This window comes from Flavobacterium sp. CFS9 (assembly GCF_041154745.1).
Lineage (GTDB): Bacteria > Bacteroidota > Bacteroidia > Flavobacteriales > Flavobacteriaceae > Flavobacterium.
Genome location: NZ_AP031573.1, coordinates 1,855,473 through 1,880,817, shown reverse-complemented (window position 1 = coordinate 1,880,817; position 25,345 = coordinate 1,855,473). Strand labels below are relative to the sequence as shown.

Sequence of the window (25,345 nt, the reverse complement as noted above, 5' to 3'; positions counted from 1 at the left end):
ATGAAAAAGTTAATTATAGTAGCTGCAATTTTATTGGTTCAGATGTCTTTTGGTCAGGTTACTAAAGAGTTAGGTGATTTTGATTCGGTTAAAGTATTTGATAAGCTAAGTGTAAAATTAGTTCAGTCTTCAGAAAATAAGATTGTAATTAAAGGAGCAAGAGAATCAGAAGTTGAAGTTGTTAACAAGAAAGGTTTATTAAAATTAAGAATGCCTTTTCCTAAGTTATTATCAGGAAATGATTTGGATATTACTTTATATTACAAACGTTTAGAGCTTATAGATGTTAATGAAGGAGCAAGCGTTAGTGGTAAAGATGCTATCAAAGCAACAGTATTTAAAGTAAGTGCGCAAGAGGGAGGAACGATTAATGTTGAATTAAATGTTGATAAACTCAATGTAAGCTCCGTTTCCGGTGGTTCAATTACTTTAACTGGTAAGGCTGATAATCTGGATGCAGGTTTAGGAGCTGGTGGTTATTTGCTGGCAAGTAAATTAAAGACCTCACAAACGAAAGTAAGCGTTTCTGCGGGCGGAAAAGCAGATGTGAATGCTTCAACCCTTGTGGATGCAAAAGTGAGCGCAGGAGGCTCTATTTACATTTATGGAAAACCGAAACAAATCAATCAAAAAACGGTTTTTGGAGGTAAAATTGAAGAAGTAAAATAAGAAATTGTATTTGAATGATAAATGATATTTTAGCTGGACTGCCTTGGGGGCTTTTTTTAAGTTTTATGATTGGTCCGGTATTTTTTATACTATTGGAAACCAGTATTACAAAAGGATTCAGAGCTGCATTAGTTTTTGATCTTGGTGTTGTATTAGGTGATATTTTCTTTATTGCAATTGCCTATTTGGGAAGTTACAGACTGATTCAGAGTTTAAAAGACAAACCGGCTCTTTTTATTTTCGGCGGAATAATTATGCTGGCCTATGGTATAATCTCTTTTGTAAGATTAAAGAAAGAAGCAAAAATAAATGATGAAGAAATCGATCGTGATATTATCAAAAGAGATTATGGTAGTTTATTCGTAAAAGGCTTTTTACTGAACGTTATTAACATTGGTGTTCTTGGTTTTTGGTTAGCCGTTATTATTTCTGTAGGACCAAAGTTAGAAATGCAAAATTCAAGAATGATTACTTTTTTTACTTCGGTTATTATTACATATTTATTAGTTGATTGCCTTAAAATATTATTAGCCAAACAATTAAAGTCTAAAATGACACCTGTTAATATCTTAAAAATTAAAAAAGGTATTAGTGTGGTTTTGATGGTTTTTGGTGTTGTTTTAATGATTCAGGGATGGTTTCCTAAAGAAAAAGAAATGGTGAAAAACGCTTTCGAAAAGATTGAAAAGTAAGTTGTTAATAACTCTAAATTTTAAAATTAAACCTCTGTATTTCAGAGGTTTTTTTTATGTTTATAATGTTTATTTAGAACTTTTTCAAAGTTTCAAAGTTTGAGAAAGTTAACAACGGTTTGTCATTTCGACGAAGGAGAAATCTTCGCAAGTAACTCTGCAACAATTGTATAATCTTGGTCGAATTGCGCGTGTGATTCTTCGTTCCTCGGAATGACAAAATAGTGTGTAATTGTACTAAATATAAATCCGACAGGTTTTTTTAAAACCTGTCGGATTTATTAACCGTTTGTAATCAGTGTTTTCTAAAAATTACCTATAGAAAAATTAGACACATTTCTGTATCTTTTTTAGAGATATCGTCCGGATTTGAACATAACTATTTATTTAATTTTTTCTAAAAATTAGGCATAAAAAAAAGAGACACATTTCTGTATCTTTTTTAGAGATATCGTGCGGATTCGAACATAACTATTTATTTAATTTTTTCTAAAAATTAGGCATAAAAAAAAGAGACACATTTCTGTATCTCTTTTTGAGGCATCGTCCGGATTCGAACCGGAGTAGGAGCTTTTGCAGAGCCCAGCCTAGCCGCTCGGCCACGACGCCATTACTTGAACGGATGGCAAAAGTAACTAAAATCTTTAAATTTCAAAAGTTTCAAAGTAACTATTTTAAAAAATTCGCATTTTTAAAGAAAAAATTATTTTCTGGTTTCCGTCATTTTTATAGTAACTGTTTCAACATCACCACCAATAGGAGGATTTATCTTAGAAACCCAAACAGTAGTTTTTTCTATCATTTCGATCTCCGAAAGTACACGAATATTGATTCTTTTGGCTACATGCTCTAGTAAATGAGATCGAATTGCCATTTCTTCCGTTACAATTTTGTTCAAATGAACGTAATCAACAGTGTCTAACAAATGATCTGTTTGTGCTGATTTTTCTAAATTGGTTTTAATTTTTAGATCGACCGTGTAATCAGATCCAATTTTTCCTTCTTCAATTAAACATCCATGGTAGGAAAAAGTGCGGATGTTTTTTAATTTTATAACTCCCATTTTTAATTTTAGTTTCAGGTTTTATGTTTCAAGTTGCACGTTTACTGAGAAGTTTCTAAAGAAAACTGTAAACTGTAAACCGAAAACTGTAAACTTTTTTATCTTTGCTAAAATTACTATAAAATAATGGCATCAGAAGAGAAATCACTCAATTTTATTGAACAAATCATAGAAGAAGATTTGAAATCAGGTCTTTCTAAAACCAAACTTCATTTTCGTTTTCCACCAGAACCAAATGGATATTTGCACATTGGACATGCAAGTTCTATTGCATTAAATTTTGGTTTAGGACTTGATTATCAGTCACCGGTGAATTTACGTTTTGACGATACAAATCCCGAAAAAGAAGAGCAGGAATTTGTTGATGCTATAAAAAAAGATGTAGAATGGCTGGGATATACCTGGGCAGAGGAACGTTATGCTTCAGATTATTTTCAACAATTATACGATTGGGCTGTTCTGTTAATTAAGAAAGATAAAGCCTATGTAGACAGTCAGTCTTCAGAAGAAATGGCAATTCAAAAAGGAACTCCTTCAACTACAGGAACGGATAGTCCATACAGAAATCGTTCGGTTGAAGAGAATTTAGACTTGTTCGAAAGAATGAAAAACGGTGAATTTGAGGCTGGTACACATATTCTTCGTGCTAAAATAGACATGAAATCGACCAATATGCTGATGCGTGATCCTATCATGTACAGAATTTTACACAAGCATCATCATAGAACAGGAGATAATTGGAAAATCTATCCAATGTACGATTGGGCACATGGACAAAGTGATTATTTAGAGCAAATTTCACACTCATTTTGTACACTGGAATTCTTGCCGCATCGTGAATTATACGATTGGTTTTTAGACCAGATTTTTGAAGATAATAAACTGCGTCCAAAACAAAGAGAATTTGCCAGACGTAATCTTTCACATACAGTGGTTAGTAAAAGAAAATTACAGCAACTGGTTAAGGAAAAGCATGTTAACGGTTGGGATGATCCTAGAATGTCAACCATTTCCGGACTAAGAAGAAGAGGTTATACTGCTGCATCTTTGCGTAATTTTGCTAATACAATTGGTATTGCAAAACGTGATAACTTAATCAGTGTATCGGTTTTAGAATTCTGTATTCGTGAAGATTTGAACAAAATTGCACCACGTGTAATGGCTGTTTTAGATCCGGTCAAATTGGTAATTAGAAACTATCCGGAAGGAAAAGAGGAGTGGTTGGAAGCTGAAAATAATCAGGAGGATGAAAATGCCGGTTTCAGAAAGGTACCTTTTTCACGTGAATTATACATTGAAAGAGAAGACTTTTTAGAAGAAGCTCCTGCTAAATTTTTCCGTTTGACTTTAGGAAAAGAAGTACGTCTAAAAAATGCTTATATCATTAAAGGAGAAAGTGTTATAAAAGATTCAGAAGGTAATATTACTGAGATTCATGTAACTTATGATACTGATTCTTTAAGTGGAAGTGGGACAGAAGCAAGTCAGAGAAAAGTATCCGGAACCTTACATTGGGTTTCCATTCAGCATGCCGTTGAAGCAGAAGTTCGTTTGTACGATCGTTTGTTTACAGATGAAGCTCCGGACAGTTATAAAGAGAAAAATTTCTTAGATTTTGTCAATCCAAAATCATTAGAAATTGTTACCGGATTTGTTGAGCCAAGTTTAGTTACAGCTCAAAATGAAGATAAATTTCAGTTTCAACGTTTGGGTTATTTTACTGTTGATAAAGAGTCAACTCCTTCAAAATTAGTATTTAACAAAACGGTTGGACTAAAAGATGCCTGGGAAGAGAAGGGTAAAAAAGAAGAAAATAGCATCAACAATTCTTTGAAGGATATCAATAAATATTTCAAAGTAGAGACAAAAGCAGAGCGTATTGCCATTGAAAGTGCTATAGGGGAGAGCATCAAAAATGTTTCTAGTTTTTCTTTGCTGCAAAATTCGTTAAAGAAGAATATTAACAATAACAAAGCTTCATTGTTGTTTGCTCAGTTTATTTTAAAATATTCAAGTTTGAAATCTGCTGATTTTGAAGAAGAGGATATTAAAAAATTATACACGATGTCTCTTCGCAGTGAATCTACTTATGTGAGATCTAAAGCACTTTTAAATTTAAGAGATTTAGAAAATGAAAACCTAAGAAATCAATTTGAAGAAGATATTTTGAAGTTACATTCAAATCCTCCAAAAAATGCTTCGGAGAGAGAAATTGAAATTCTTTCTGAAATGATTCGAAAATAATATTAATAGAATCTATTGAAAAGCGCTTTTTATAAGCGCTTTTTTTATTATTTATATTTACTATTGATTTTTTAAATTCAATAGAGTTTTTATATTAAAAATAGCCTTCATAAATTGATTTTAAGCAAAAAAAATACATCTTCCTACTCATTTGTCATCTTTTTAAAAATGGTTAAAAATTTGGCTTTATTTTAATTTTAGCTTTTATTTTAGTCTGATTTGATGCTTTTGAACATTAGATTATGTAAAAAGTTACGAATTCGATCAGTTTTACAAATTTTTCAATGAATTTATCCAATCTTATCACTTTTGAAGCGAAATAAAAAGTAAAAAGTATAATAATTAATTTTATCTATTAATATTGTTTTTTATAATGTTTTTAATTATTATTTATAAAAACTATTAATTTATAAAATAATATAGTTTTTATAAACTAAAAATAGCTTTTATAAATCTAATTTAAGCTATAGAAAATAATTTGTGGAGTAATTTATCATCTTTTTAAAAATGATTTAAAAACAGTGCTTATATTGATTTTAGCTATTTTAGAGTATATTTTTTAGAGGAAAAACTCATTATTACTTGTAAAATTTATGGTTATCCAATTTTTGGAAAACAGAAGAAGAATTTCGATCAGAAGATAGATTGAAATAAGAATTTTGGACAATTAGTTAATTATTTATTTTAATTATATAATTTTCAATTAAGTATGATTTTATCTATTATTTGTAAAAACTATGTTATTTTTTAAATTTATAGATTTTGTAGATTAAAAATGGCTTTCATAGAGTAATTTTGAAACAATTTTTTATTTCTTCCATGTCATAACTCATTTATTGAATAATCGTTGATTTAAGGTCTTTATTTTAGTTTTTGATGTTATTTTTCTCAGTTTAACGGGTTATTAACACACAATTGTTTATAAAGTTCGTATTTTTATACAAATGTCAAATTGAAAATGTTTTTTCGATAATTTAAAACGAAAGTTGAGAATCGAAAAGTGAGTTCTACTAAAGTTTAAAAATGAATTATTTTTTGCTTTAGTTTTAATTCTAAATATGAATTCTTGCCAGTCGTTTTATATTCTAATTTTCATTGTGATCTCATTTTGATAATACTTTAACAGATAAGTATTTTTTCGAAGTAGTTTCATAATGTTAAAAATCATAGAATTATTCATACTGATAGTTTCAAATTTTGATTTTCAATTTTTGACTACAAACAATTTTAAATTTATTTAGTTATGAAAAATATTATTATTACACTGTCGTTTTTATTTGCAAATCTTGCAATCGGTCAGACGCACCAAATTCTAAAACACAATGGAGAACAATTGGATGTTAATTTTATCAAACAAGAAAATGATTTAATTTATTATTCATTAGATGGGAGCAGAGAAGAACACAAAATTAGTAAGTATGCGGTTTCGCAATTGACCAATAAACAAACAAAAGAATCTAAAAAAATAACGGATAAAGTTCTGGTTGATTCTAAATCAGATTACAAATTTGTTACAGTTTTGCCTCAGGAGAAAACAGCTGGTTTAAAACAAGTAGCTAATTTTTCTGGAGTCTCAACTAAGACAAAAGGGGAGTCACCACTTGCAAATCAGCAGCAGACTGCCATGAGAATAAAAACAAAATCGGCTTCAAACGGATATCCATTTGTAAGCATTGTTGAAAAGGCCGATGGAAAGTATGAAGCGGTAGCTTATGCGTATTAAATTTTGTGTTAACTTTTATTAAATAACATCAAGTCAGTATTTTATAGTTTAAAAAAAGAGTACCTTTAGTAATCACTTAAATTAAATATTATGTCAAAGAATCTAAATACTGTAGCAGCGATCATAGGTGCTGCGGCCGCTGGTGCAGCGATTGGAATTTTATTTGCTCCTGATAAAGGATCTAAAACCCGTGCTAAACTTAAAGAAGGTTTAGATGATGCGGCTCACAATTTAAAAGATTCACTTTCAGCAAGTTCTGAAGTATTACGTGAAAAGTTTACCCATGCAAAAGAAAATTTAGATGGAACTTATGGAGAGCTGCTTTCCAATATGAGTTATAAAACCGAAGAAGTAATTAGTTTTTTAGAAGCTAAACTGGCTGATTTAAAAGCGCAAAACGCTAAACTTCAGAAATAATAATCCAGAAGCACAAAGCTTAGAATGATTTGTTGGATTGTTTTGGTTATTTTATTTTTAGAATAATCAAATGGCAATTTTTAGATCATAAGTTTTGTGCTTCTTTTTTAACCAAAACTACAACTATGGCTTTTGAAGAATTAAAAGAGAATACTGAAAACATTCAGGATCAGGCTAAAATTTATCTCGACAGTCATTTGGCCTATTATAAACTTTGGGGTTTTAAGGTTGCAATGAAATCGACCACACTAATTTTTAAGTTTACTTTGATTTTATTGTGTGTTGGAATGGTATTACTTTTTGGATCTGTTGCCGCGGCATTCGCTTTTAGCAATCTGTTTGGAAGTTATACTTTAGGATTTCTGACAGTAGGAGGGATATATCTTTTGGCAACAATACTACTTTTCTTTGTAAAAGATAAGTTTGTAGAGGGACCAATTTTGGAGAAATTTTCAGAAATATTTTTTAATGATTAATTATGGAAACAAAAAAATATTCGTCGTACGCTGAAATCGAGAGAGATTTAGAAATTCTGAAACTGGAGAAGGATATTAATTACCAGAAATTAGTATTAAGTTTTCAAAAAACGAAGGAGTCTCTAACACCACAGTATGTGATTAATGGAGTATTTTCTTCTTATAAAGAGTATTTCTTCAATTCGTATCCACAAATTTTACAATCCATTTTGCCCTATATTATCAATTGGTTTATAAAAAGAAAAAGAGGCAAATAGCCTCTTTTTTCTTTTGTTAATTATTTTACTTCCGGTGGAGTGTCCTCTTCATAACCGGATTGTTGTGGTTCAATTGGTTTTGGTTTTGTAATTGGTTTGTTTGTTTTTTTCATCATTTCACCAACCTGGTTCGAAGCTGTAAATGAAGCAACCATATTGTTGAGCATATCACTTCCGGCTTGTGGAGAATTTGGTAACAAGATTAGGTTCGAATTAGCATCAGCACCAATTGCTTGTAACGTATCATAATGTTGAGTAACTACAATTAGGGCAGAAGCTTCCTGAGAATTTATACCTACATTGTTTAAAACTTCAACACTTTCTACAAGACCTCTGGCAATTTCACGACGCTGATCTGCAATACCTTGACCTTGTAAACGTTTACTTTCGGCTTCGGCTTTTGCTTTTGCAACGATTCTGATTCTGGAACTTTCAGCCTCAAATTCAGCAGCAGTTTTTTCTCTATCTGCGGCATTAATTCTGTTCATGGCATTTTTCACCTGAATGTCAGGATCAATATCAGTCACCAAAGTATTGATAATATCATAACCATAAGTAGTCATCGCTTCATTTAATTCTCTTTTTACAGCAATGGCAATATCATCTTTTCTTTCAAAAACGTCATCCAGTTTTAGTTTTGGAACTTCGGCACGAACCACATCAAATACATAAGCAGTAATCTGATCGTGTGGATATTCTAACTTATAAAAAGCATCATATACTTTTTCCTGAATAACTTTAAATTGTACCGAAACTTTCATTTTTATAAAAACGTTGTCTCTGGTTTTGGTTTCAATAATAACATCTAACTGTTGTATTTTAAGATTTACACGTCCTGCCAATCGGTCAACCAAAGGAATTTTTAATTGTAATCCTGAATTTCTTACGCTTAAAAATTTTCCAAATCTTTCTATAATAACCGACGATTGTTGTTTTACGGTAAAGAAGGAGGACATTAGTATAAAAAATGCCAGGACTAAAATGATAATAAATGCTGTGTTCATGGTGATATTGATTTAGTTTTTGATGCTGTAAATTACGAATATTCTTCCAATTTAAAATTTTAAAACATTAAAAAAACGCTAAGAACATTTGTTAGTTGTTACTTAGCGTTTCTGTATTTAAGTGGAATTCTGTTTATAAAGTTGAAATTGCTTTTTGAATTCTCGAAATAGTTTCTTCTTTTCCAATGATTTCAACAATGTCAAATAGGTGAGGGCCTTTTAATGCTCCAACCAAACTAAGTCTGAATGGTTGCATGACTTTCCCCATTCCAATTTCATTTTTATTGAGCCAGTCTTTTACAATGGTTTCGATATTTGAAGAAGTAAAATCTTCAATATTTTCCAAAACTGAAATCAGTTCTTGCATTAAAGCCGGTGTTGCTGAATTCCAGTTTTTAGTTGCTTTTTCATCATAAGAGGTTGGAGCCTGGAAAAAGAAATCAGTTAAATCCCAAAATTCTGAAACAAAATTAGCTCTTTCTTTAATCAGCGAAACAATTCTTGTGAGCTTTGCATTGTCTTCCTGAGCGGAGGCGAAGGAAGAGAAGCCCTTTTCCTCTAAAATAAGAGAGAAGCTTTTTGCTAAATCGGCATCATTCTGTTGGATAAGATGCTGGTGATTGAACCATTTGTTTTTCTCAGGATCAAATTTTGCTCCCGCTTTATGAACTCTGTTCAAATCAAAAGAGGCTACTAATTCTTCTAAAGAAAATATTTCTTTATCAGTTCCATCGTTCCATCCTAATAAAGCAAGGAAATTTACAACTGCTTCAGGGAAAAATCCTTTCTCTCTATAGCCTGATGAAATACCTTCTTCCGTTTTCCATTCCAATGGAAACACAGGAAATCCTAGTTTGTCACCGTCTCTTTTAGATAATTTTCCGTTTCCAACCGGTTTCAAAATCAAAGGTAAATGTGCAAATTCAGGAGCATCCCAGCCAAAAGCTCTGTACAATAAAACGTGAAGAGGCATAGAAGGAAGCCATTCTTCACCACGAATTACATGTGAAGTTTCCATTAAATGATCATCCACAATATTGGCTAAGTGGTAAGTTGGCATTCCGTCACTTTTGAATAATACTTTATCATCCAATAAATTGGTTTCAAATTTTACATCACCACGAATGATATCTTTCAAATGTAAAGTTTCATCAACCGGAGTTTTAAAACGAATGACATAATGTTCTCCATTAGCAATTCTTGCAGCAGCTTCATCGGCAGAAATTACCAATGAAGTATCTAACTTTTCACGGTTATGATGATTGTATATAAACGTTTTTCCTTCAGCTTCATGTTGTTTTCTGTGTGCATCTAATGCTTCAGGAGTATCAAATGCGTAGTAAGCCCAGCCAGATTGTATCAGTTGATCGGCATATTTTTGGTATATTTCTTTACGATCACTTTGTCTGTATGGACCAAATTTTTCATTTTTTCCAACCGTTTCTTCCGGAGCAATTCCTAACCATTCCAGTGCTTCCATAATATAAGCTTCAGCTCCTGGAACAAAACGAGTCTGATCTGTATCCTCAATTCTCAGATAAAAAACACCGTTATGTTTTTTTGCAAATAAATAATTAAATAGAGCAGTACGAACACCGCCAATATGTAATGGTCCAGTTGGACTTGGTGCAAAACGCACACGAACTTGCTTTGACATTTGTTTAAATTTTGATACAAAGATACGCTTTATGATTTTAGATTTTAGAATGTCGATTTTAGATTTTTGCCTCTTAGCAGCTTAGTGTCTTAGTAACTTAGAATCTTAAAAGGTATTATTAAAATTACTACTTTTATAGGTTATAAATAAAAGAGATTCATTTTGAAAACAACATCTGCGATATATCAAAAGTTAGAAGCGTTTATAAAAAAATATTATACGAATGAATTGATAAAAGGAGGACTTCTTTTTATTGGTTTTGGATTATTGTATTTTCTTTTTACCCTTTTTATAGAGTATTTTCTATGGCTAAAACCATTTGGGAGAACCGTATTGTTTTGGTTATTTGTTGGAGTAGAAGTTTTTCTTTTGTTTCGATTTATTTTATTTCCAGTTTTTAAGTTGTTTAAACTTCAAAAAGGAATAGATTACAATCAGGCTTCGGCGATTATTGGAAACCATTTTACTGAAGTAAGTGATAAGCTGACTAACTTTTTGCAATTATCAGCTTCAGGAAATACAGCTGAAAGTTCAGAATTAATGCTGGCTTCAATAGAACAAAAAGCCAATTCTTTACAACCGATTCCGTTTGGGAATGCTATCAATTTTAACAACAACAAAAAGTATTTGCCATTGGCAATTGTTCCGGTTTTGCTTTTTGCTGTGTTTTATATTTCAGGAAACAGTACTATTATTTCGCAAAGTTTAAATAGAGTAGTACACTTTAATGCTACCTTTTTGCCTCCGGCGCCTTTTAAATTTGTAGTTCTAAACCAGAATTTACAAACGGAACAAAACAAAGATTTCGTCATCAAGATGGAATCTGTTGGTAAAATCGTTCCCGAAAATGTCATGATTCATATTGGTGATGAAAGTTATTTTATGGAATCTTCTCAACCAGGAAAGTTTGAATTTAAAGTAGAAAAACCAGTTGAAAATGTTTCGTTTTCTTTTGAAGGTAATACCGTATCATCGGAAGAATATGAGTTAAAAGTGATCACAGTTCCATCAATAGCGAACTTTGAAATGGTACTTAATTTTCCATCTTACTTAAAAAAGAAAGCAGAGGTTATTCAGGGAACAGGAAATGCAATCCTGCCTGAAGGAACTTTGGTAACCTGGAAAATGAAAACACAAGCTACTCAGGAGATCGTTTGGAAGGGTGAAAATTCAATTTTTAAGTTTGATAAAGACCAAAATGAGTTTAAATTGGCCAAAAATATCAGCCAAAATACAGAATATCAAATTCTTACCTCGAATAATAAGGTCAAAAACTACGAAAAACTGGATTATCAGCTCTCAGTAATCAAAGATCAGTACCCATCGATCCATGTTGCACCAGCTCCGGATAGTTTGAAGTTAGATAAAAATTATGTTCTGGGCAGGTTAGGCGATGATTATGGTTTGTCCAAATTACAAGTGGTGTATTATGAAAGAAACAAACCCAACACTGCCAAGCGTGGAACAATACCTGTGAAGTCAGGAGTATTTGATCAGTTCGTTTTTAATTTTCCAAGTAATCTGGCAGTACAGGAGGGAGTATCTTATGAATACTATTTTGAAGTTTTTGATAACGACGCACCACATGGTTTTAAGAGTACAAAGTCTTCTGTGTTTTCTGACCGTGTTGCTACAAGCGATGAAATTCATGATTTAGAATTACAGCAGCAGAATGAGAACATCAGTAGTTTAGAGAAGTCTTTAAAAAATCAAACCAAACAGTTTTCTGAGATGGACAAGATTCAGAAAGCTGGAAAAGAAAAAGATAATTTAGAGTTTAAAGATCAGCAAAAAGTAAATGATTTTATCAAACGTCAGAAGCAACAAGACGAATTGATGAAGCAATTTACAGAGAAGATGAATAAAAATCTGGACAAGTTTCAATCCGATAAGAAAGATAAAACAGCTGAAGATTTGCAAAAGAGATTGGACAATGCAGAGAAGGATCTTGAGAAAAATCAGAAGCTAATGGAGGAATTGAAGAATCTAAATGACAAGTTGAATAGTGAAGATCTGTTTGATAAGATGGAAAAATTCAAACAGATTAGTAAAAACCAATCCCGTAATTTAGAGCAATTAGTTGAATTGACAAAGCGTTTTTATGTATCCAAGAAAGCAGAGCAAGTTGCTGAAAAGTTAAACAGGCTTGCAGAGAAACAAGAACAGCTTTCAAACAAAGACAAAGAAAATACACAGGACAAACAAGAAGATATCAATAAAGATTTTGATAAAATTCAGGAAGATTTAAAAGATCTGAAAGAAGAAAATAAAACATTAAAAGCTCCATTAGACATTCCGAATGATGCTTCAAAGGAGAAAGATGTGAAGAGTGATTTGCAGAAAGCTTCAGAAGAACTGAGTAAAAAGAATTCGGCATCGGCTAAACCAAAACAAAAGAGTGCTGCTAAGAAAATGAAAAGTATGGCAGAACAAATGGATGCCGGTATGGAAGGTGGAGAACAAGAACAAATGGAAGAAGATGTTGCAATGCTTCGTCAGATTCTGGATAATCTTTTAGCATATTCTTTGTCACAGGAAGATGTGATGAAACAATTTAGAACGATGAAATTGGGTTCATCAGCATACACGAAGAACATTAAAATTCAGCAAAACCTGAAACAACAGTTCAGATATGTAGATGATAGTTTGTTTGCTTTATCACTCCGTAACCCTAAAGTAGCCGAAGATGTTACTAAAGAAATTGGAAATGTACAATACAATATTGATAAAGCTATTGAAAGTTTAAGCGATGTACAGGTTCCAAAAGGAGTATCACATCAGCAATATGCAGTTTCTTCCGCCAATAAGTTAGCCGATTTTTTAAGTGACTTACTTAACAATATGCAGATGTCTATGTCGAAACCGGGATCTGGAAAACCAAAACCGGGTAATGGACAAGGAATGCAGTTACCGGATATTATCCAAAAACAAAAAGGTTTGGGAGATAAAATGAAGGAAGGTATGAAGTCTGGTAATAAACCGGGAGATAAACCTGGGGATAAATCAGGAGAAAAAATGGGAGATAAACCAGGAGAAGGGAAAAATGGTGAAGGTAAAGAGAGTAATGGAAAGGATGGTAAAGGTAAAAACGGTGATGGTAAAACTGGTCAGGGAGATAGAAAAGGAGGTCAAAGTAATGGGCAGATGAAGGATAATGATGGAGAAGGAGATGCTGAGGCAATCATAGAAATTTATAAAGAACAAGTAAAATTACGTGAAGCCTTGCAAAAGGAACTTGCCAAAAAGGGATTAGATTCTCAAGGTCAATCTGTAATTGATCAGATGAAAGCTTCCGAAAAGCAAATTTTAAATAAAGGTTTTAAGAATGAAAATTTGCAGCGTATCCTTAATATTCAACAAGAATTATTGAAATTAAACAACGCAGTTCAGCAACAAGGCCAAGATACGAAGCGTCAATCTGAAACTAATAAGACAGAATTTCCTAATAGAACAAACGCATTACCAAGTTCATTACTGGAATATTTAAACAGTGTAGAGATATTAAACAGACAATCACTACCTTTGCGCTCGAATTTTAATCAAAAAGTTCAAGAATATTTTAATACAAAATGATCAATTTTAATTACGAAACCGAATTTACTTTAGACAACGAAGAAGCTTTTTCTGATTGGTTAAGTGCTATTATCGTTTCTGAAAACAAAAACGAAGGAGAGATAAATTACATTTTTTGTGATGATGAGTATCTTCATAAGATTAATGTAGAGTATCTAAATCATGATACGTTAACAGATATAATCAGTTTTGATTATACAATTGGCAACGAACTTAACGGAGATATTTTTGTTTCTGTTGAAAGAGTAGAAGATAATGCTAAGGATTTTAGTGTTTCTTTTGCTGAAGAATTGAAGAGAGTTTTAGCGCACGGTATATTACATTACTGTGGATATAAAGATAAAAGTGATGCTGATGCGGAGCTAATGCGATCTAAAGAAGATGAAAAGATTGCTATGTTTCACGTGGAACAGTAATTTAAACATCTTTTAAATTTAAAAAAATAACAGCGTTCCACGTGGAACATGTTTAAAAATTAAGATTTAAAAGTAGTGTATGTTTCACGTGGAACATAAAAAATCTGAATTTAGGTTTTGTTGTTGGAGACTTTTTTTTGTGTTCCACGTGAAACATCTGAATCGGAAATTGTTTTGAAACGAATAATTTAAGTTTTTAAAAATGTAATTTTTGAATAAAGAGAAATGTGTTCCACGTGAAACATTCAGGTTGTGAATTACGTTGAAATCGATAGTTTAAATTTGTTGAGTGAAATTTTTAAAAGAAAAGAAACGCGTTCCACGTGGAACAAAAGTGTGAATAAATAATTCTGAGAACCGCCTTAAACGGTTTGCAGAGAATAATAAAACAAAATGTTTTTAGAAGAATACGATGTTATTGTAGTGGGTGCTGGTCATGCAGGATCTGAGGCCGCGGCAGCGGCAGCAAATTTGGGATCCAAAACTTTATTGGTTACAATGAGTTTGCAGAACATTGCACAGATGTCTTGTAATCCTGCGATGGGTGGAATTGCAAAAGGACAGATCGTTCGTGAGATTGATGCGTTGGGCGGATATTCGGGAATTGTTTCTGACCGTACTGCGATTCAGTTTAAGATGTTGAACAAATCGAAAGGGCCGGCAATGTGGTCGCCAAGAGTTCAAAGTGATCGAATGCGTTTTGCTGAAGAATGGAGAATGATGTTGGAGGGAACTCCAAATCTGGATTTCTACCAGGAGATGGTGAAAGGTTTGATTATAGAGAATGGAAAGATAAAAGGAATCAAAACTTCGTTGGGAGTTGAGATCCGATCTAAGTCTGTTGTTTTGACGAACGGAACTTTTTTGAACGGTTTGATTCATATAGGAGAAAAACAGTTTGGTGGGGGACGTGCTGGTGAAAGTGCAGCAACAGGAATTACAGAAGATTTAGTTCGTGCTGGATTTGAAGCAGGAAGAATGAAAACGGGAACGCCACCACGAGTTGATGGACGTTCTTTGGATTATTCGAAAATGAATGAAGAAAAAGGTGATGAAAAGCCGGATAAGTTTTCTTATTCTGATTTGACTTCACCGTTAACGCATCAGCGTTCTTGTTACATGACGTATACGTCATTGGATGTTCACGATATTTTGAGAGACGGTTTTGATCGTTCGCCAATGTTTAACGGAAGGATCAAAAGTCTCGGCCCAAGATACTGTCCTTCTATAGAAGATAAAATTAATCGTTTCGCAGATAAAGAGCGTCACCAATTATTTGTGGAGCCGGAAGGATGGAATACTTGTGAAGTGTATGTGAATGGATTTTCAACTTCGCTTCCGGAAGATATTCAGTTTAAAGCATTGCGTTCTGTTGCTGGTTTTGAAAATGTGAAATTCTTCCGTCCGGGATATGCAATCGAGTATGACTATTTTCCACCAACACAATTGAAACATACTTTGGAAACAAAGTTGGTTGAAGGTTTATATTTTGCCGGACAGATTAACGGAACAACCGGATACGAAGAAGCCGCTTCTCAAGGTTTGATGGCGGGAATAAACGCACACTTAAAAGTGCATGAAAAAGCTCCATTGATTTTGAAACGTGATGAAGCTTATATCGGAGTATTGATTGATGACTTGATTACGAAAGGTACAGAAGAGCCTTATCGAATGTTTACTTCAAGAGCAGAGTATAGAACTTTGTTGCGTCAGGATAATGCCGATTTTAGATTGACGCCAATGTCACATGAAATTGGACTTGCTTCTGAAAAGCGTTTGCGTCGAATGGAAAAGAAATTAAACGAGTCTGAAAAGATGGTTGCCTTTTTTAGAGAAACAAGTGTAACGGTTGCGGAAACCAATCCAATTTTGGAAGCGAAAGAATCAGCACTAATTTCTCAAGGAGATAAAATGTTTAAAGTTTTCTCTCGTCCGCAGATTGATTTAGACGATATGCTTAAGTTTGAAAAAGTGAAAGCTTATGTGGAGGAAAATAATTTGGATCAGGAAATTTTAGAGCAGGCAGAGATTCAGGTAAAATATTCCGGTTACATTGAAAAGGAAAGAAATAATGCGGACAAACTGACTCGTTTGGAAGAAGTGAAAATTCCGGACAATTTCGATTACGATAAAATTAAATCGATGTCGATTGAAGCAAAACAAAAGTTAAGCAAGATTCGTCCCGTAACTATTTCTCAGGCTTCGAGAATAAGTGGAGTTTCTCCAAGTGATATTTCTGTTTTGTTGATTTACATGGGAAGATAAAAAATTAGAGACGTACCAAAAGGTGCGTCTTTATTTATTTTGATTTTCGTTGTTTCAAGTTTCAAGTTTCGGGTTTCAAGTTTCGGGTTTGATGAAATTTGAATATTTTGAAAAAGGGTAATCTGAAGTATAAATATGTTCCACGTGAAACTACTTTTGGAAAACCCTGTTAAGTTTGAAGAAAATTGTAAAGCTATTTTATAAAAAATCTGTGAGATGCGTAGTAAAGCATTTCAAGTTAATTAATACTTGTTGCATTAGTACTTGTGATGTAACAATTGAGTTGCCAAATTCTATTAAAAACCTATAATTAAAAATGAACGTTTTAAACAAAAAACATTTTCTTACTGTAAAAGACCATTCTGTTTCTAAAGAAATTTTTGATCTGTATTACGATGAAACTTTAGATATGCTGATTACTTCTCCACAGCCCGATTTAGAAAATCTTGGGAGATATTACGAAAGCGAAGATTATATTTCTCATACCGACAATAAAAGATCTTTGTTTGAAAAAGCTTATCACTTTGTAAAAAGTATTGCTTTGAAAAATAAATTGAATTTGATTAATGGTGAACAATCTCAAAAAGGAAGAATTTTAGACATTGGTGCCGGAACGGGAGATTTTTTATTGACAGCCAAAAATGATGGTTGGGATACGGTTGGAGTAGAACCAAGTGAAAGAGCAAAAAGCATTGCGATAGAAAAAGGAATCTCTTTTGTAAACGGAATAGATGCTCTTGAAAATAATTCTTTTGATGTTATTACTATGTGGCACGTTTTGGAACACGTTCCAAATTTAGAATTGCAAATTCAGGAATTGAAGCGTTTATTAAAACCAACTGGAACTTTAATTGTTGCGGTTCCAAATTTCAAATCGTATGATGCAAAATATTACAATGAATTTTGGGCAGCTTATGATGTTCCAATTCACTTTTGGCATTTCTCTAAAAAAGCCATTCAGTCTCTTTTTGAAAAAGTAGAGATGAAATTAGAAAAAGTGCTTCCAATGAAATTTGATTCTTTTTATGTGAGTTTGTTGTCGGAAAAATACAAAACGGGAAAAATGAATTATATCAAAGCGTTTTTAGTGGGAATGCGATCAAATTTGAAAGCGGGCAGTACAAAAGAGTATTCATCACACATTTATGTCTTAAAAAACAGCCAGAACGTAAAATAAACGCATTTAAGGCGCTTTTTAAGGTAAACAGAGGGTTTGTATTGTCTTTTTTGAGAAAACGGCTTAAATAAAAGCTATGAAAGTCACTTTTGATAGTGATATTTTATGGTAAAATGCGAGCCTATAAATAAAATTAATGCAGTAAAAATGGAGCATTTTTCTGGAAATTTTGTGATTTCTTTTTAGAAATTCGGGGTTTTAGAAAAGGGCGTAATTTTTTCGTAAAGTTTTGTTTTGTGAATGCAAAAACTGAAAAATATTTTTTTTGACTGGATTAATTTTTATGAGTTTATGATCAGATAAAGTGCAACGGCAAAAAAGAACAATTTTTTTAAGATTTACGCTTTAAATCACTCTAAAACTTAAAATAAGCTTGTTTAAGAAGGTTTCTAATGAAAGACGAGTGTTTGTGTTGTCTTTTTTAAGAAAACACCTTAGAAGAAGGCTGTGAAAGTCATTTTTAATAATGATATTTTATGGTAAAATTCTCGTCAATAAATAAAAGTAATATCATAAAATTATAGCATTTTTTAAACTTTATGTTGATGCTATTTATTTTTTTATATTTTTGTCTTCATTCAATACAATAAAAAAAATAGAGATTTAAAAAAAATGAAAAAAGCATTAGTAATTATCGCACTTTCAATTTTTGCCGTTTCATGTAATAAAACTGCAGAAGTAAAGGAAGTAAAAACAGCTTACGTAGATACTTCAGTTTTAATGAAAGAATACACTGAAGCAAAAGACCTTGAAGCTAAATATAAAGCTCAGGCAGAAGAAAAAGGAAGACAACTACAAGCTGAAATTACACGTTTTAAACAAGACGCTGCTAATTTTCAAAGTCAGGCACAAGCAAACGGTCAGGCCTGGGCACAACAAAGAGGTGCTGAATTACAAAAAAGAGAACAACAATTAGGGTATGCTCAGCAAGCTTTATCTCAACAATTACAACAGGAAAGCGGAGTTGAAATGGATTCTTTGGTAAGTGGAGTTAAGAAATTTATTAAAGATTATGGTAAGAAAAACGGTTATTCTTATATCTATGGTACTGGGGATGCTGCTTCAATTTTGTATGCTGAAGATAAATACGATATCACAAAAGACATCGTTAAAGCTTTGAATGATAAGTATAAAGCTTCTCCAAAAACAGAAGATAAACCTGCTGTAAAAGAGGAAGCTAAAAAATAATACCAAACTAACTAACTAAATTTAAAAACCTAAATCTGTCAAGATTTAGGTTTTTTCTTTTATAAAAATGCGATACTTTTAGCGCTCAATTTACGCCTAATGCAAAACGTTTCAGAAGCAGCAGCTTATACTTTACAATTCATCAATCAAACGCAAAAATCTATTTTCCTGACGGGTAAAGCAGGGACAGGAAAGACTACACTTCTCCGTGAAATTATTGCAACAACGCATAAAAATACCGTGGTTGTGGCTCCAACCGGAATTGCAGCGTTAAATGCCGGAGGTGTTACCATTCATTCTATGTTTCAGCTGCCGTTTTCGGCTTTTATTCCGTCTTATGCCGAGGCTTCTCAGTTTACAGAAACGGTTAAATTTGAGAATAAGGAGACGCTTCGAAGACATTTCAAAATGAATAATTTGAAGCGAAATGTGATTAGAAATATGGAGCTCCTGATCATTGATGAAGTGAGTATGCTTCGGGCTGATTTACTGGATGCCATTGATTTTATGATGCAGACGGTACGTAAAAATACACGTGCTTTTGGCGGGGTTCAGGTGCTTTTTATTGGCGATTTGCTACAATTACCACCAGTGATTCGTGACGAAGAATGGCGAACTTTAAGGAATTACTATAAGGGAAAATTCTTTTTTCATTCCCACGTAATTCAGCAATATCCTCCGTTATATATCGAATTGTCAAAGATTTACAGGCAAAGTGATGATACTTTTATTTCGGTTTTGAACAATTTGCGTAACAATCAGATCACTCCGCAGGACATTCAGGTTTTAAACGAGTATGTTCAGCCGGATTTTGATTTAAAGAACAATCCAGGTTATATCACCCTTACCACGCACAATGCTAAAGCGGATTCTATTAACGAGCAGGCTATTGGCGATTTGGCAGGCAATGAGTTTTCGTATCAGCCTTTTGTAGTAGGAGATTTTCCGGAAAAGATATTTCCTGTAGAAGAAAATCTAAAGCTAAAAGTAGGTGCGCAAGTCATGTTTGTGAAGAACGATTTGTCTTTTGAAAAGCGTTATTTTAATGGAAAGATGGGTGTTATAAAATCGCTTTCTGCGGAAGAGATTTTTGTGCATTTTCCGGAAGAAGATAAAACGATAGAAGTAGAAAAATACGAGTGGAAGAATATCCGCTATAAGGTAAATGAACTGACCAAGGAGATCGAAGAAGAAGTTCTGGGTACGTTTGCACATTATCCGATCAAATTAGCGTGGGCTATTACAGTGCATAAAAGTCAGGGATTAACTTTTGAGAAAGCTGCGCTTGATGTATCGCAAGTTTTCTTACCCGGGCAGGCCTATGTTGCTTTATCGCGTTTAACGTCCTTAAAAGGGCTTATTTTGCTTTCTCCGATACAAATGAACGGTATTTCTAACGATCAGGATGTGATGGATTACGCTTTGAACAAAGCAACCGAGGAAGTTTTGAAAAATTCGTTGCATTTTGAAACTAAAAATTTTATTCATAACTATTTGATAAACAGTTTTAACTGGAGCGATTTGGCACAAGAATGGCGCAATCACCGTTTCAGTTATAATGAAAATGCTGCCGGATCAGAAAAATCAAAGCATTCTGCCTGGGCTCATAAACGTTTGGAAATTATTGACGGACTAACTGATCCTGCCCAGAAGTTTGTGAATCAACTTAATAAAATTTTCAGTAAAGAAACGGTCGATTTGTTATTTGTTCAGGAAAGGGTCGTAGCAGCTTATGATTATTTCTTTAAACCGATGGACAAATTAGTGACGGACCTTTTGCAAAAAACTGCTGAAATTCAAAAATTCAAAAAGGTGAAAGAGTTTTACGAAGAACTGACTTTTTTGGATGATTTGCAGACGAAAGCTGTTTTACGCTTAATGAAGGCCAAATTGCTCATAGAAATTGTCGTAGCAGGTGAAACCATCTGTAAAGAAAAATTGTCGTCTACAGCGATTAAAAACTACAAATTAGACAAGGTTGATAAGATCCGCGAGGAATTCAATATGGCGAATACGGATATTTTTAAAACCGATCAGCCTGTAATGCGATATACTTCAAGAAAACTGGAAAAGAACGAGGCTAAAACGGTCAAGAAAACAACTATTGAAGAAACTCATGATTTGTGGCTGGAGAAGAATTCGATTGAAGATATTGCACGAATCCGTAAACTTACAGTGCAGACCGTTGAAATGCATTTGGTTAAACTAATTCAGGCTAAAAAGGTTGAGATCTCAGATGTTTTACCGTATGATAAAATCCTGGCCCTGCGTGAAGCTTTTGAGTTTTATCAGGAAGAATCCCTAAGTCCGCTGAAAGAAAAGTATGGTGATGAATTTACCTGGGATGAGCTGAAGATGTTTAAAGCCAGTATAAACTGATTGTTAGATTTTTGGATTGTTAGATTTTAGATTGTGGAATTTGGAATTTGGAATTTGGAATTTGGAATTTGGAATTTGGAATTTGGAATTTGGAATTTGGAATTTGGAATTTGGAATTTGGAATCAACGATAAGAACATTATGTAAAATAGGAAATATGAAAAAGTTATTGTGTATACTGCTCATGGGCATTACGATTCAAAATATGTCAGGTCAGGACTTGAAACCCGAATATCAAAAGTTTGTCAAAAATTTTATTGATAATGTAAAAAATGATAATAGAGAAGCTGTAGCAGAGGCTATTAAGTATCCTCTGAGAAGAGATAATCCAATTCCGAGTGTTAAAAATAAAGCGGAGCTTGTAAAACGATATGCTGAAATTTTTGATGCTAAGCTAAAAGCCGAAATTTCAAAATCAGATCCGGCAAAAAATTGGTCAGAAGTAGGCTGGCGTGGTATAATGCTAAATCAGGGTACTTTGTGGATGGATACCGACGGAAAGGTTTTCTCTATAAATTATCAGTCAGAAGTTGAAAGTGTTCTCAAAAACAGATTGATAGCTTCTGAAAAAAACAAACTTCACCCATCGATTGCAAAGTTTAAAGCACCGGAAATTATTTTAGAAACATCTAAATTCAGAGTTCGAATTGACGACTTGGGAAATGATAATTACAGATATGCTTCGTGGTCGATAAATCAATTGATGAGTGAAAAACCGGATTTAATCATTACCAATGGAAAATGGTTTCAGGATGGGACAGGAGGTAATCACCATTACGATTTTAAAAAAGGTAATTACTTGTATCAGTGTTATATTTCGGTTTTAGGTACAAAAGATTCAGCACCAGCTAATTTAACCATTTATCAAAACGGAAAAGAAATCCTCAATCAGGACGCTCAAATTGTTCCACGTTAAACAAATTCCTATTCGAAAGAATGGGAATTTTTGTTTTAGATCTCAGTTTCAAATTGATTTTAACTATTATAAATTAGCTATATTTGATTGTAATTGTCGGATTAATAATTAATTAAAAATATTTGAGATGAGAAGAAGCAATTTATTTTTAGTAGTATTATTTTTTTGGAGTGGTTTTATTGTTGCCCAAGATTTGGACGTCGAATATCAGAAGCTTGTTAAAAAGTTCATTGAAAATGTCAAAAATGACAAGAAAGAAACCATTGCTGATGCGGTGGTTTATCCGCTAGACCGAGAATATCCCATACCTGATATTGCAAATAAAGCAGATTTTATAAAACGATATTCTGAAATTTTCGATGCTAGATTAAAAAATGAAATTATAAAATCAACGCCAGCAAGTGGCTGGAATGATATGGGTTTGCGTGGAATGATGTTAATTCATGGCAAGATTTGGCTTGACACTCAAGGACGTTTAACTGCCGTAAATTATCAATCGAAAGCGGAAATAGAACTTAAAAACAAACTTAATGCGTCGCAAAAGAAAAATCTGGATCCCAGTATTGCTTTTTTTCAAGATCCGGTTTGTATTCTGGAGACTTCTAAATTTAAAATCAGAATCGATCATTTAGGTTTTAATAACTATCGATATGCATCATGGTCCATTCAAAAAGAAATGACTGAAAAGCCTGATTTAGTGATTAATGGAGGAGTTTTAGTGGTTGAAGGCATTGGGGGTAATCACCAGTATGAATTTAAAAAGGATGGTAGTGTTTATGAGTGTGCCATTATTGTTTTGGGTGAAAAGAATTCTCCTCCGGCAAGACTGAAAGTATATAAAGGCAAGAAAGTAATTCTTTCGCAAGATGCGGAAATAATAGCGAATTAAAAAAGCCCATTCAGAAGAACGGGCTCTTTTTAGTTTTATAGAGGTTGTACGAGAATCCAGGCGTCCGGATTTTCTCCTTTTTGTATTTCTTTTTGTGCTTTTTCGGCTTCAGCCATAGTGGCATAGCTTCCATATAAAACAGGGAATAATCCGTGTTTATTTTCGCCTAGCATTCTAGCTTCATAACCATCTTTTATCAATTGATTATAAGCTTTTCTAGCATTTTTTTCACTTCTGTATGCACCGGCCATAATGTGGTAAGGCATTGTTTTTTCTGCGGCTGTTTCTACATTTGTTGTATCTACTGAGAGTGTTACAGCAGGCATAGGGTTTTGGATAAAGAAAGTGGCTTCCTGAATCTTGTTCTCCACTTTTTTCTGCACACTGCTTTCTACAACAAGTGTTTTGGCGGCGATTTGATTTTGATATAATGGATATCCAATACTTCCTGTAATTCCAAGCCCTAAGACTAGTATTGCAGCATATTTTAACAATGGATTTGTTGTTCTTCCTTCTTCATTTTCATATAGAGAAATTGCATCTCCTTCTGAAATTTCTTCTATTTTTCGTTCGAAATTCTCTTTTTTAACTAACGGAGAAACAAATGGACTTAGTCCAAAAGAACTTGTTAGGAAATTGGTTTGATCATTAGGAGTGAATACCATTTTCTGATCAGCATTGAAGCGAATTTCACCAATATTTTTAAGTGTTACGACACCGTTTTCTTCTAAAGTTTTTTTCCAGCTTACCACTTCAAATGCAATGGCACTTACTGCAAAACCATAAGAAGTTTTTTCAGCCTGTGCGATATGATTTGCTAATAGTCCGTCGTTATTTTTTAGATGGCTGTTGAAAGAGATCATTTTTGTCGGTGGAAAGAAAGAATTTGTGCTTTCATTCAGCTTTGCCGATTGAATTTCTGTTAAAAATGCTCCAAACCCTGGAACCGTTACACACTGATAACGATACAGTAACTGTGCTATGTAATTTTCGATTTTCATAGTAACAAAGTTACAACTACAGAATACTTATCAAAATGTTATTCACAATTTTTATTAACAATTATCTTATTTTTATATACAATTCTTTTTGAGATAGTTAAAAGTAAAAAGTTAAATGATCTAAGTTTAGATGCAATATTTATATTAAAATTTAACAGGATTATACTTTGTTTTTATGATATTTGCTCTTTAGAAATTGTATTTTATTTTTTGTATTTTACATAATGTTTAAAGCGGATGCCAGATCAGGATTTATTCTATTTATTAGCGTTACTAAAAGTCGATGGAGTTGGAGATATAATGGCCAAAAAGCTGCTTAATTATTTTGGCAGTGCAGAAGCTGTTTTTAAAAGTAAAGCGAATCAAATGGCTGCTATTGATGGTGTTGGATCGGTTTTGTTACAGAATTTTAAGGATAAGTCGGTTTTTGAAAAAGCGAAGCAGGAAATGGAATTTATTAAATCCAGTGGGGTTAAAGCGTCTTTTTTTAAAGAGGATAGTTACCCAGAGCGTTTAAAACACTGTATTGATTCTCCTGTATTGATTTTTTCCTCGGGAAACATAAATTTAGAAAATAAAAGAATCATCAGTATAGTCGGAACACGTCAGATTACTTCGTATGGAACCGAGTTTTGCCGGAATATAATAGAAGAACTGGCGCCTCTCGATCCGGTAATCGTTAGTGGTTTTGCGTATGGTGTAGATATTGTAGCACATCAGCGGGCAATGGATCTTAATCTGCAAACTATTGGAGTTCTGGCACATGGTCTAAATCAGATTTATCCAAAATCGCATAAGAAGTACATTGTTCCGATGGAAGAAAATGGTGGTTTTATAACTGAGTTTTGGAGTACATCAAATCCCGACAAGGAAAATTTTGTGCGCAGAAATCGTATTGTAGCCGGTATGACTGAAGCAACAATTGTAATAGAATCTGCCGAAAAAGGCGGTTCTCTGATTACCGCAAATCTTGCCAATGATTACAATCGTGATGTTTTTGCCGTTCCCGGACGTGTGACAGATAAATACAGTCAGGGTTGTAATAATCTGATTAAAACACAGCGAGCCAATGTGTTAACAAGTGCGGCAGATCTGGTTTATATGTTGAATTGGAATGTGGAAACAAAGGCAAAACCGGTTCAAAAACAGCTTTTTATTCATCTGGAAACGGAGGAGCAAAAAGTGTATGATTTTCTGCTAAAAAATGGTAAAGAATTGCTTGATATTATTGCACTGCAATGTGATTTTCCCATTTATAGAATTTCGGGAATTCTCTTAAATATGGAACTGAAAGGAGTCATTCGGCCCTTGCCGGGAAAATTGTTTGAGGCGGTTTAATT

20 protein-coding genes and 1 tRNA gene are annotated in these 25,345 nt (G+C 33.1%); 16 read left to right on the top strand and 5 right to left on the bottom strand.

Annotation, left to right across the window (positions count from 1 at the left end):
* Both ACAM30_RS08250 and ACAM30_RS08245 read left to right on the top strand, forming a co-directional pair.
* Complete coding sequence (locus tag ACAM30_RS08250; protein ID WP_369618058.1) at positions 1 to 669, top strand: head GIN domain-containing protein; 669 nt, start codon at positions 1 to 3, stop codon at positions 667 to 669.
* 14 nt (positions 670 to 683) lie between these two features.
* Positions 684 to 1,361 (top strand): LysE family translocator, encoded by a 678-nt coding sequence (locus ACAM30_RS08245; protein ID WP_369618057.1) that lies wholly within the window; start codon positions 684 to 686, stop codon positions 1,359 to 1,361.
* Positions 1,362 to 1,899: 538 nt separating this feature from the next.
* Here ACAM30_RS08245 and ACAM30_RS08240 read toward each other — a convergent pair.
* Both ACAM30_RS08240 and folB read right to left on the bottom strand, forming a co-directional pair.
* A tRNA-Cys gene (locus ACAM30_RS08240) sits at positions 1,900 to 1,970 on the bottom strand.
* Positions 1,971 to 2,064: 94 nt separating this feature from the next.
* A complete protein-coding gene (folB, locus tag ACAM30_RS08235) occupies positions 2,065 to 2,424 on the bottom strand; it encodes a dihydroneopterin aldolase (RefSeq protein ID WP_369618056.1) in 360 nt (119 codons plus the stop codon).
* 126 nt (positions 2,425 to 2,550) lie between these two features.
* Between folB and ACAM30_RS08230 the strand changes: the two genes are divergently transcribed.
* The 5 genes from ACAM30_RS08230 to ACAM30_RS08210 all read left to right on the top strand — a co-directional run bounded on the left by ACAM30_RS08230 (position 2,551) and on the right by ACAM30_RS08210 (position 7,541).
* Entirely contained in the window at positions 2,551 to 4,668 is a 2,118-nt protein-coding gene (locus ACAM30_RS08230) for a glutamine--tRNA ligase/YqeY domain fusion protein (protein WP_369618055.1), read from the top strand.
* Between the two features lie 1,243 nt (positions 4,669 to 5,911).
* The gene (locus ACAM30_RS08225) at positions 5,912 to 6,391 is read left to right on the top strand and encodes a hypothetical protein (RefSeq protein WP_369618054.1); all 480 of its coding nucleotides are present in this window, start codon (positions 5,912 to 5,914) and stop codon (positions 6,389 to 6,391) included.
* A gap of 90 nt (positions 6,392 to 6,481) precedes the next feature.
* Entirely contained in the window at positions 6,482 to 6,808 is a 327-nt protein-coding gene (locus tag ACAM30_RS08220) for a YtxH domain-containing protein (RefSeq protein WP_017495752.1), read from the top strand.
* Positions 6,809 to 6,933: 125 nt separating this feature from the next.
* Entirely contained in the window at positions 6,934 to 7,284 is a 351-nt protein-coding gene (locus tag ACAM30_RS08215; protein ID WP_017495753.1) for a hypothetical protein, read from the top strand.
* Positions 7,285 to 7,286: 2 nt separating this feature from the next.
* A complete protein-coding gene (locus ACAM30_RS08210; protein WP_369618053.1) occupies positions 7,287 to 7,541 on the top strand; it encodes a DUF6327 family protein in 255 nt (84 codons plus the stop codon).
* Between the two features lie 20 nt (positions 7,542 to 7,561).
* Here ACAM30_RS08210 and ACAM30_RS08205 read toward each other — a convergent pair whose 3' ends face one another.
* Entirely contained in the window at positions 7,562 to 8,545 is a 984-nt protein-coding gene (locus ACAM30_RS08205) for an SPFH domain-containing protein (RefSeq protein ID WP_369618052.1), read from the bottom strand.
* Between the two features lie 133 nt (positions 8,546 to 8,678).
* The gene (gene gltX, locus ACAM30_RS08200; RefSeq protein ID WP_369618051.1) at positions 8,679 to 10,202 is read right to left on the bottom strand and encodes a glutamate--tRNA ligase; all 1,524 of its coding nucleotides are present in this window, start codon (positions 10,200 to 10,202) and stop codon (positions 8,679 to 8,681) included.
* 162 nt (positions 10,203 to 10,364) lie between these two features.
* On the opposite strand from gltX, the gene ACAM30_RS08195 reads away from it, so the two are divergent.
* The 8 genes from ACAM30_RS08195 to ACAM30_RS08160 all read left to right on the top strand — a co-directional run bounded on the left by ACAM30_RS08195 (position 10,365) and on the right by ACAM30_RS08160 (position 23,004).
* Positions 10,365 to 13,775: a hypothetical protein gene (locus ACAM30_RS08195; RefSeq protein WP_369618050.1), complete on the top strand. Its 3,411-nt coding sequence runs from the start codon at positions 10,365 to 10,367 to the stop codon at positions 13,773 to 13,775.
* Complete coding sequence (gene ybeY / locus ACAM30_RS08190; RefSeq protein ID WP_369618049.1) at positions 13,772 to 14,191, top strand: rRNA maturation RNase YbeY; 420 nt, start codon at positions 13,772 to 13,774, stop codon at positions 14,189 to 14,191. The genes ACAM30_RS08195 and ybeY overlap by 4 nt, the downstream gene beginning before the upstream one ends.
* A 393-nt stretch (positions 14,192 to 14,584) precedes the next feature.
* Positions 14,585 to 16,456 (top strand): tRNA uridine-5-carboxymethylaminomethyl(34) synthesis enzyme MnmG, encoded by a 1,872-nt coding sequence (mnmG, locus tag ACAM30_RS08185; protein WP_369618048.1) that lies wholly within the window; start codon positions 14,585 to 14,587, stop codon positions 16,454 to 16,456.
* Between the two features lie 316 nt (positions 16,457 to 16,772).
* Positions 16,773 to 17,633, top strand: coding sequence for a class I SAM-dependent methyltransferase (locus tag ACAM30_RS08180; protein WP_369618047.1), 861 nt, complete (start codon positions 16,773 to 16,775; stop codon positions 17,631 to 17,633).
* A gap of 612 nt (positions 17,634 to 18,245) precedes the next feature.
* Positions 18,246 to 18,821: an OmpH family outer membrane protein gene (locus ACAM30_RS08175; RefSeq protein ID WP_369618046.1), complete on the top strand. Its 576-nt coding sequence runs from the start codon at positions 18,246 to 18,248 to the stop codon at positions 18,819 to 18,821.
* 99 nt (positions 18,822 to 18,920) lie between these two features.
* Complete coding sequence (locus ACAM30_RS08170) at positions 18,921 to 21,200, top strand: helix-turn-helix domain-containing protein (protein WP_369618045.1); 2,280 nt, start codon at positions 18,921 to 18,923, stop codon at positions 21,198 to 21,200.
* Between the two features lie 156 nt (positions 21,201 to 21,356).
* Entirely contained in the window at positions 21,357 to 22,115 is a 759-nt protein-coding gene (locus ACAM30_RS08165) for a hypothetical protein (protein ID WP_369618044.1), read from the top strand.
* Between the two features lie 127 nt (positions 22,116 to 22,242).
* The gene (locus ACAM30_RS08160; RefSeq protein WP_369618043.1) at positions 22,243 to 23,004 is read left to right on the top strand and encodes a hypothetical protein; all 762 of its coding nucleotides are present in this window, start codon (positions 22,243 to 22,245) and stop codon (positions 23,002 to 23,004) included.
* A gap of 35 nt (positions 23,005 to 23,039) precedes the next feature.
* On the opposite strand, the gene ACAM30_RS08155 is transcribed toward ACAM30_RS08160, so the two are convergent.
* A complete protein-coding gene (locus tag ACAM30_RS08155; protein WP_369618042.1) occupies positions 23,040 to 24,005 on the bottom strand; it encodes an SPOR domain-containing protein in 966 nt (321 codons plus the stop codon).
* 237 nt (positions 24,006 to 24,242) lie between these two features.
* Between ACAM30_RS08155 and dprA the strand changes: the two genes are divergently transcribed.
* A complete protein-coding gene (gene dprA / locus ACAM30_RS08150) occupies positions 24,243 to 25,343 on the top strand; it encodes a DNA-processing protein DprA (RefSeq protein WP_369618041.1) in 1,101 nt (366 codons plus the stop codon).
* Positions 25,344 to 25,345 lie beyond the last annotated feature (2 nt).

Coding starts and splice junctions, on each gene's coding strand:
- ACAM30_RS08250 (WP_369618058.1), top strand. CDS start 1: ATGAAAAAGTTAATTATAGTAGCTGCAATTTTATTGGTTCAGATGTCT.
- ACAM30_RS08245 (WP_369618057.1), top strand. CDS start 684: ATGATAAATGATATTTTAGCTGGACTGCCTTGGGGGCTTTTTTTAAGT.
- folB (WP_369618056.1), bottom strand. CDS start 2,424: ATGGGAGTTATAAAATTAAAAAACATCCGCACTTTTTCCTACCATGGA.
- ACAM30_RS08230 (WP_369618055.1), top strand. CDS start 2,551: ATGGCATCAGAAGAGAAATCACTCAATTTTATTGAACAAATCATAGAA.
- ACAM30_RS08225 (WP_369618054.1), top strand. CDS start 5,912: ATGAAAAATATTATTATTACACTGTCGTTTTTATTTGCAAATCTTGCA.
- ACAM30_RS08220 (WP_017495752.1), top strand. CDS start 6,482: ATGTCAAAGAATCTAAATACTGTAGCAGCGATCATAGGTGCTGCGGCC.
- ACAM30_RS08215 (WP_017495753.1), top strand. CDS start 6,934: ATGGCTTTTGAAGAATTAAAAGAGAATACTGAAAACATTCAGGATCAG.
- ACAM30_RS08210 (WP_369618053.1), top strand. CDS start 7,287: ATGGAAACAAAAAAATATTCGTCGTACGCTGAAATCGAGAGAGATTTA.
- ACAM30_RS08205 (WP_369618052.1), bottom strand. CDS start 8,545: ATGAACACAGCATTTATTATCATTTTAGTCCTGGCATTTTTTATACTA.
- gltX (WP_369618051.1), bottom strand. CDS start 10,202: ATGTCAAAGCAAGTTCGTGTGCGTTTTGCACCAAGTCCAACTGGACCA.
- ybeY (WP_369618049.1), top strand. CDS start 13,772: ATGATCAATTTTAATTACGAAACCGAATTTACTTTAGACAACGAAGAA.
- mnmG (WP_369618048.1), top strand. CDS start 14,585: ATGTTTTTAGAAGAATACGATGTTATTGTAGTGGGTGCTGGTCATGCA.
- ACAM30_RS08180 (WP_369618047.1), top strand. CDS start 16,773: ATGAACGTTTTAAACAAAAAACATTTTCTTACTGTAAAAGACCATTCT.
- ACAM30_RS08175 (WP_369618046.1), top strand. CDS start 18,246: ATGAAAAAAGCATTAGTAATTATCGCACTTTCAATTTTTGCCGTTTCA.
- ACAM30_RS08170 (WP_369618045.1), top strand. CDS start 18,921: ATGCAAAACGTTTCAGAAGCAGCAGCTTATACTTTACAATTCATCAAT.
- ACAM30_RS08165 (WP_369618044.1), top strand. CDS start 21,357: ATGAAAAAGTTATTGTGTATACTGCTCATGGGCATTACGATTCAAAAT.
- ACAM30_RS08160 (WP_369618043.1), top strand. CDS start 22,243: ATGAGAAGAAGCAATTTATTTTTAGTAGTATTATTTTTTTGGAGTGGT.
- ACAM30_RS08155 (WP_369618042.1), bottom strand. CDS start 24,005: ATGAAAATCGAAAATTACATAGCACAGTTACTGTATCGTTATCAGTGT.
- dprA (WP_369618041.1), top strand. CDS start 24,243: ATGCCAGATCAGGATTTATTCTATTTATTAGCGTTACTAAAAGTCGAT.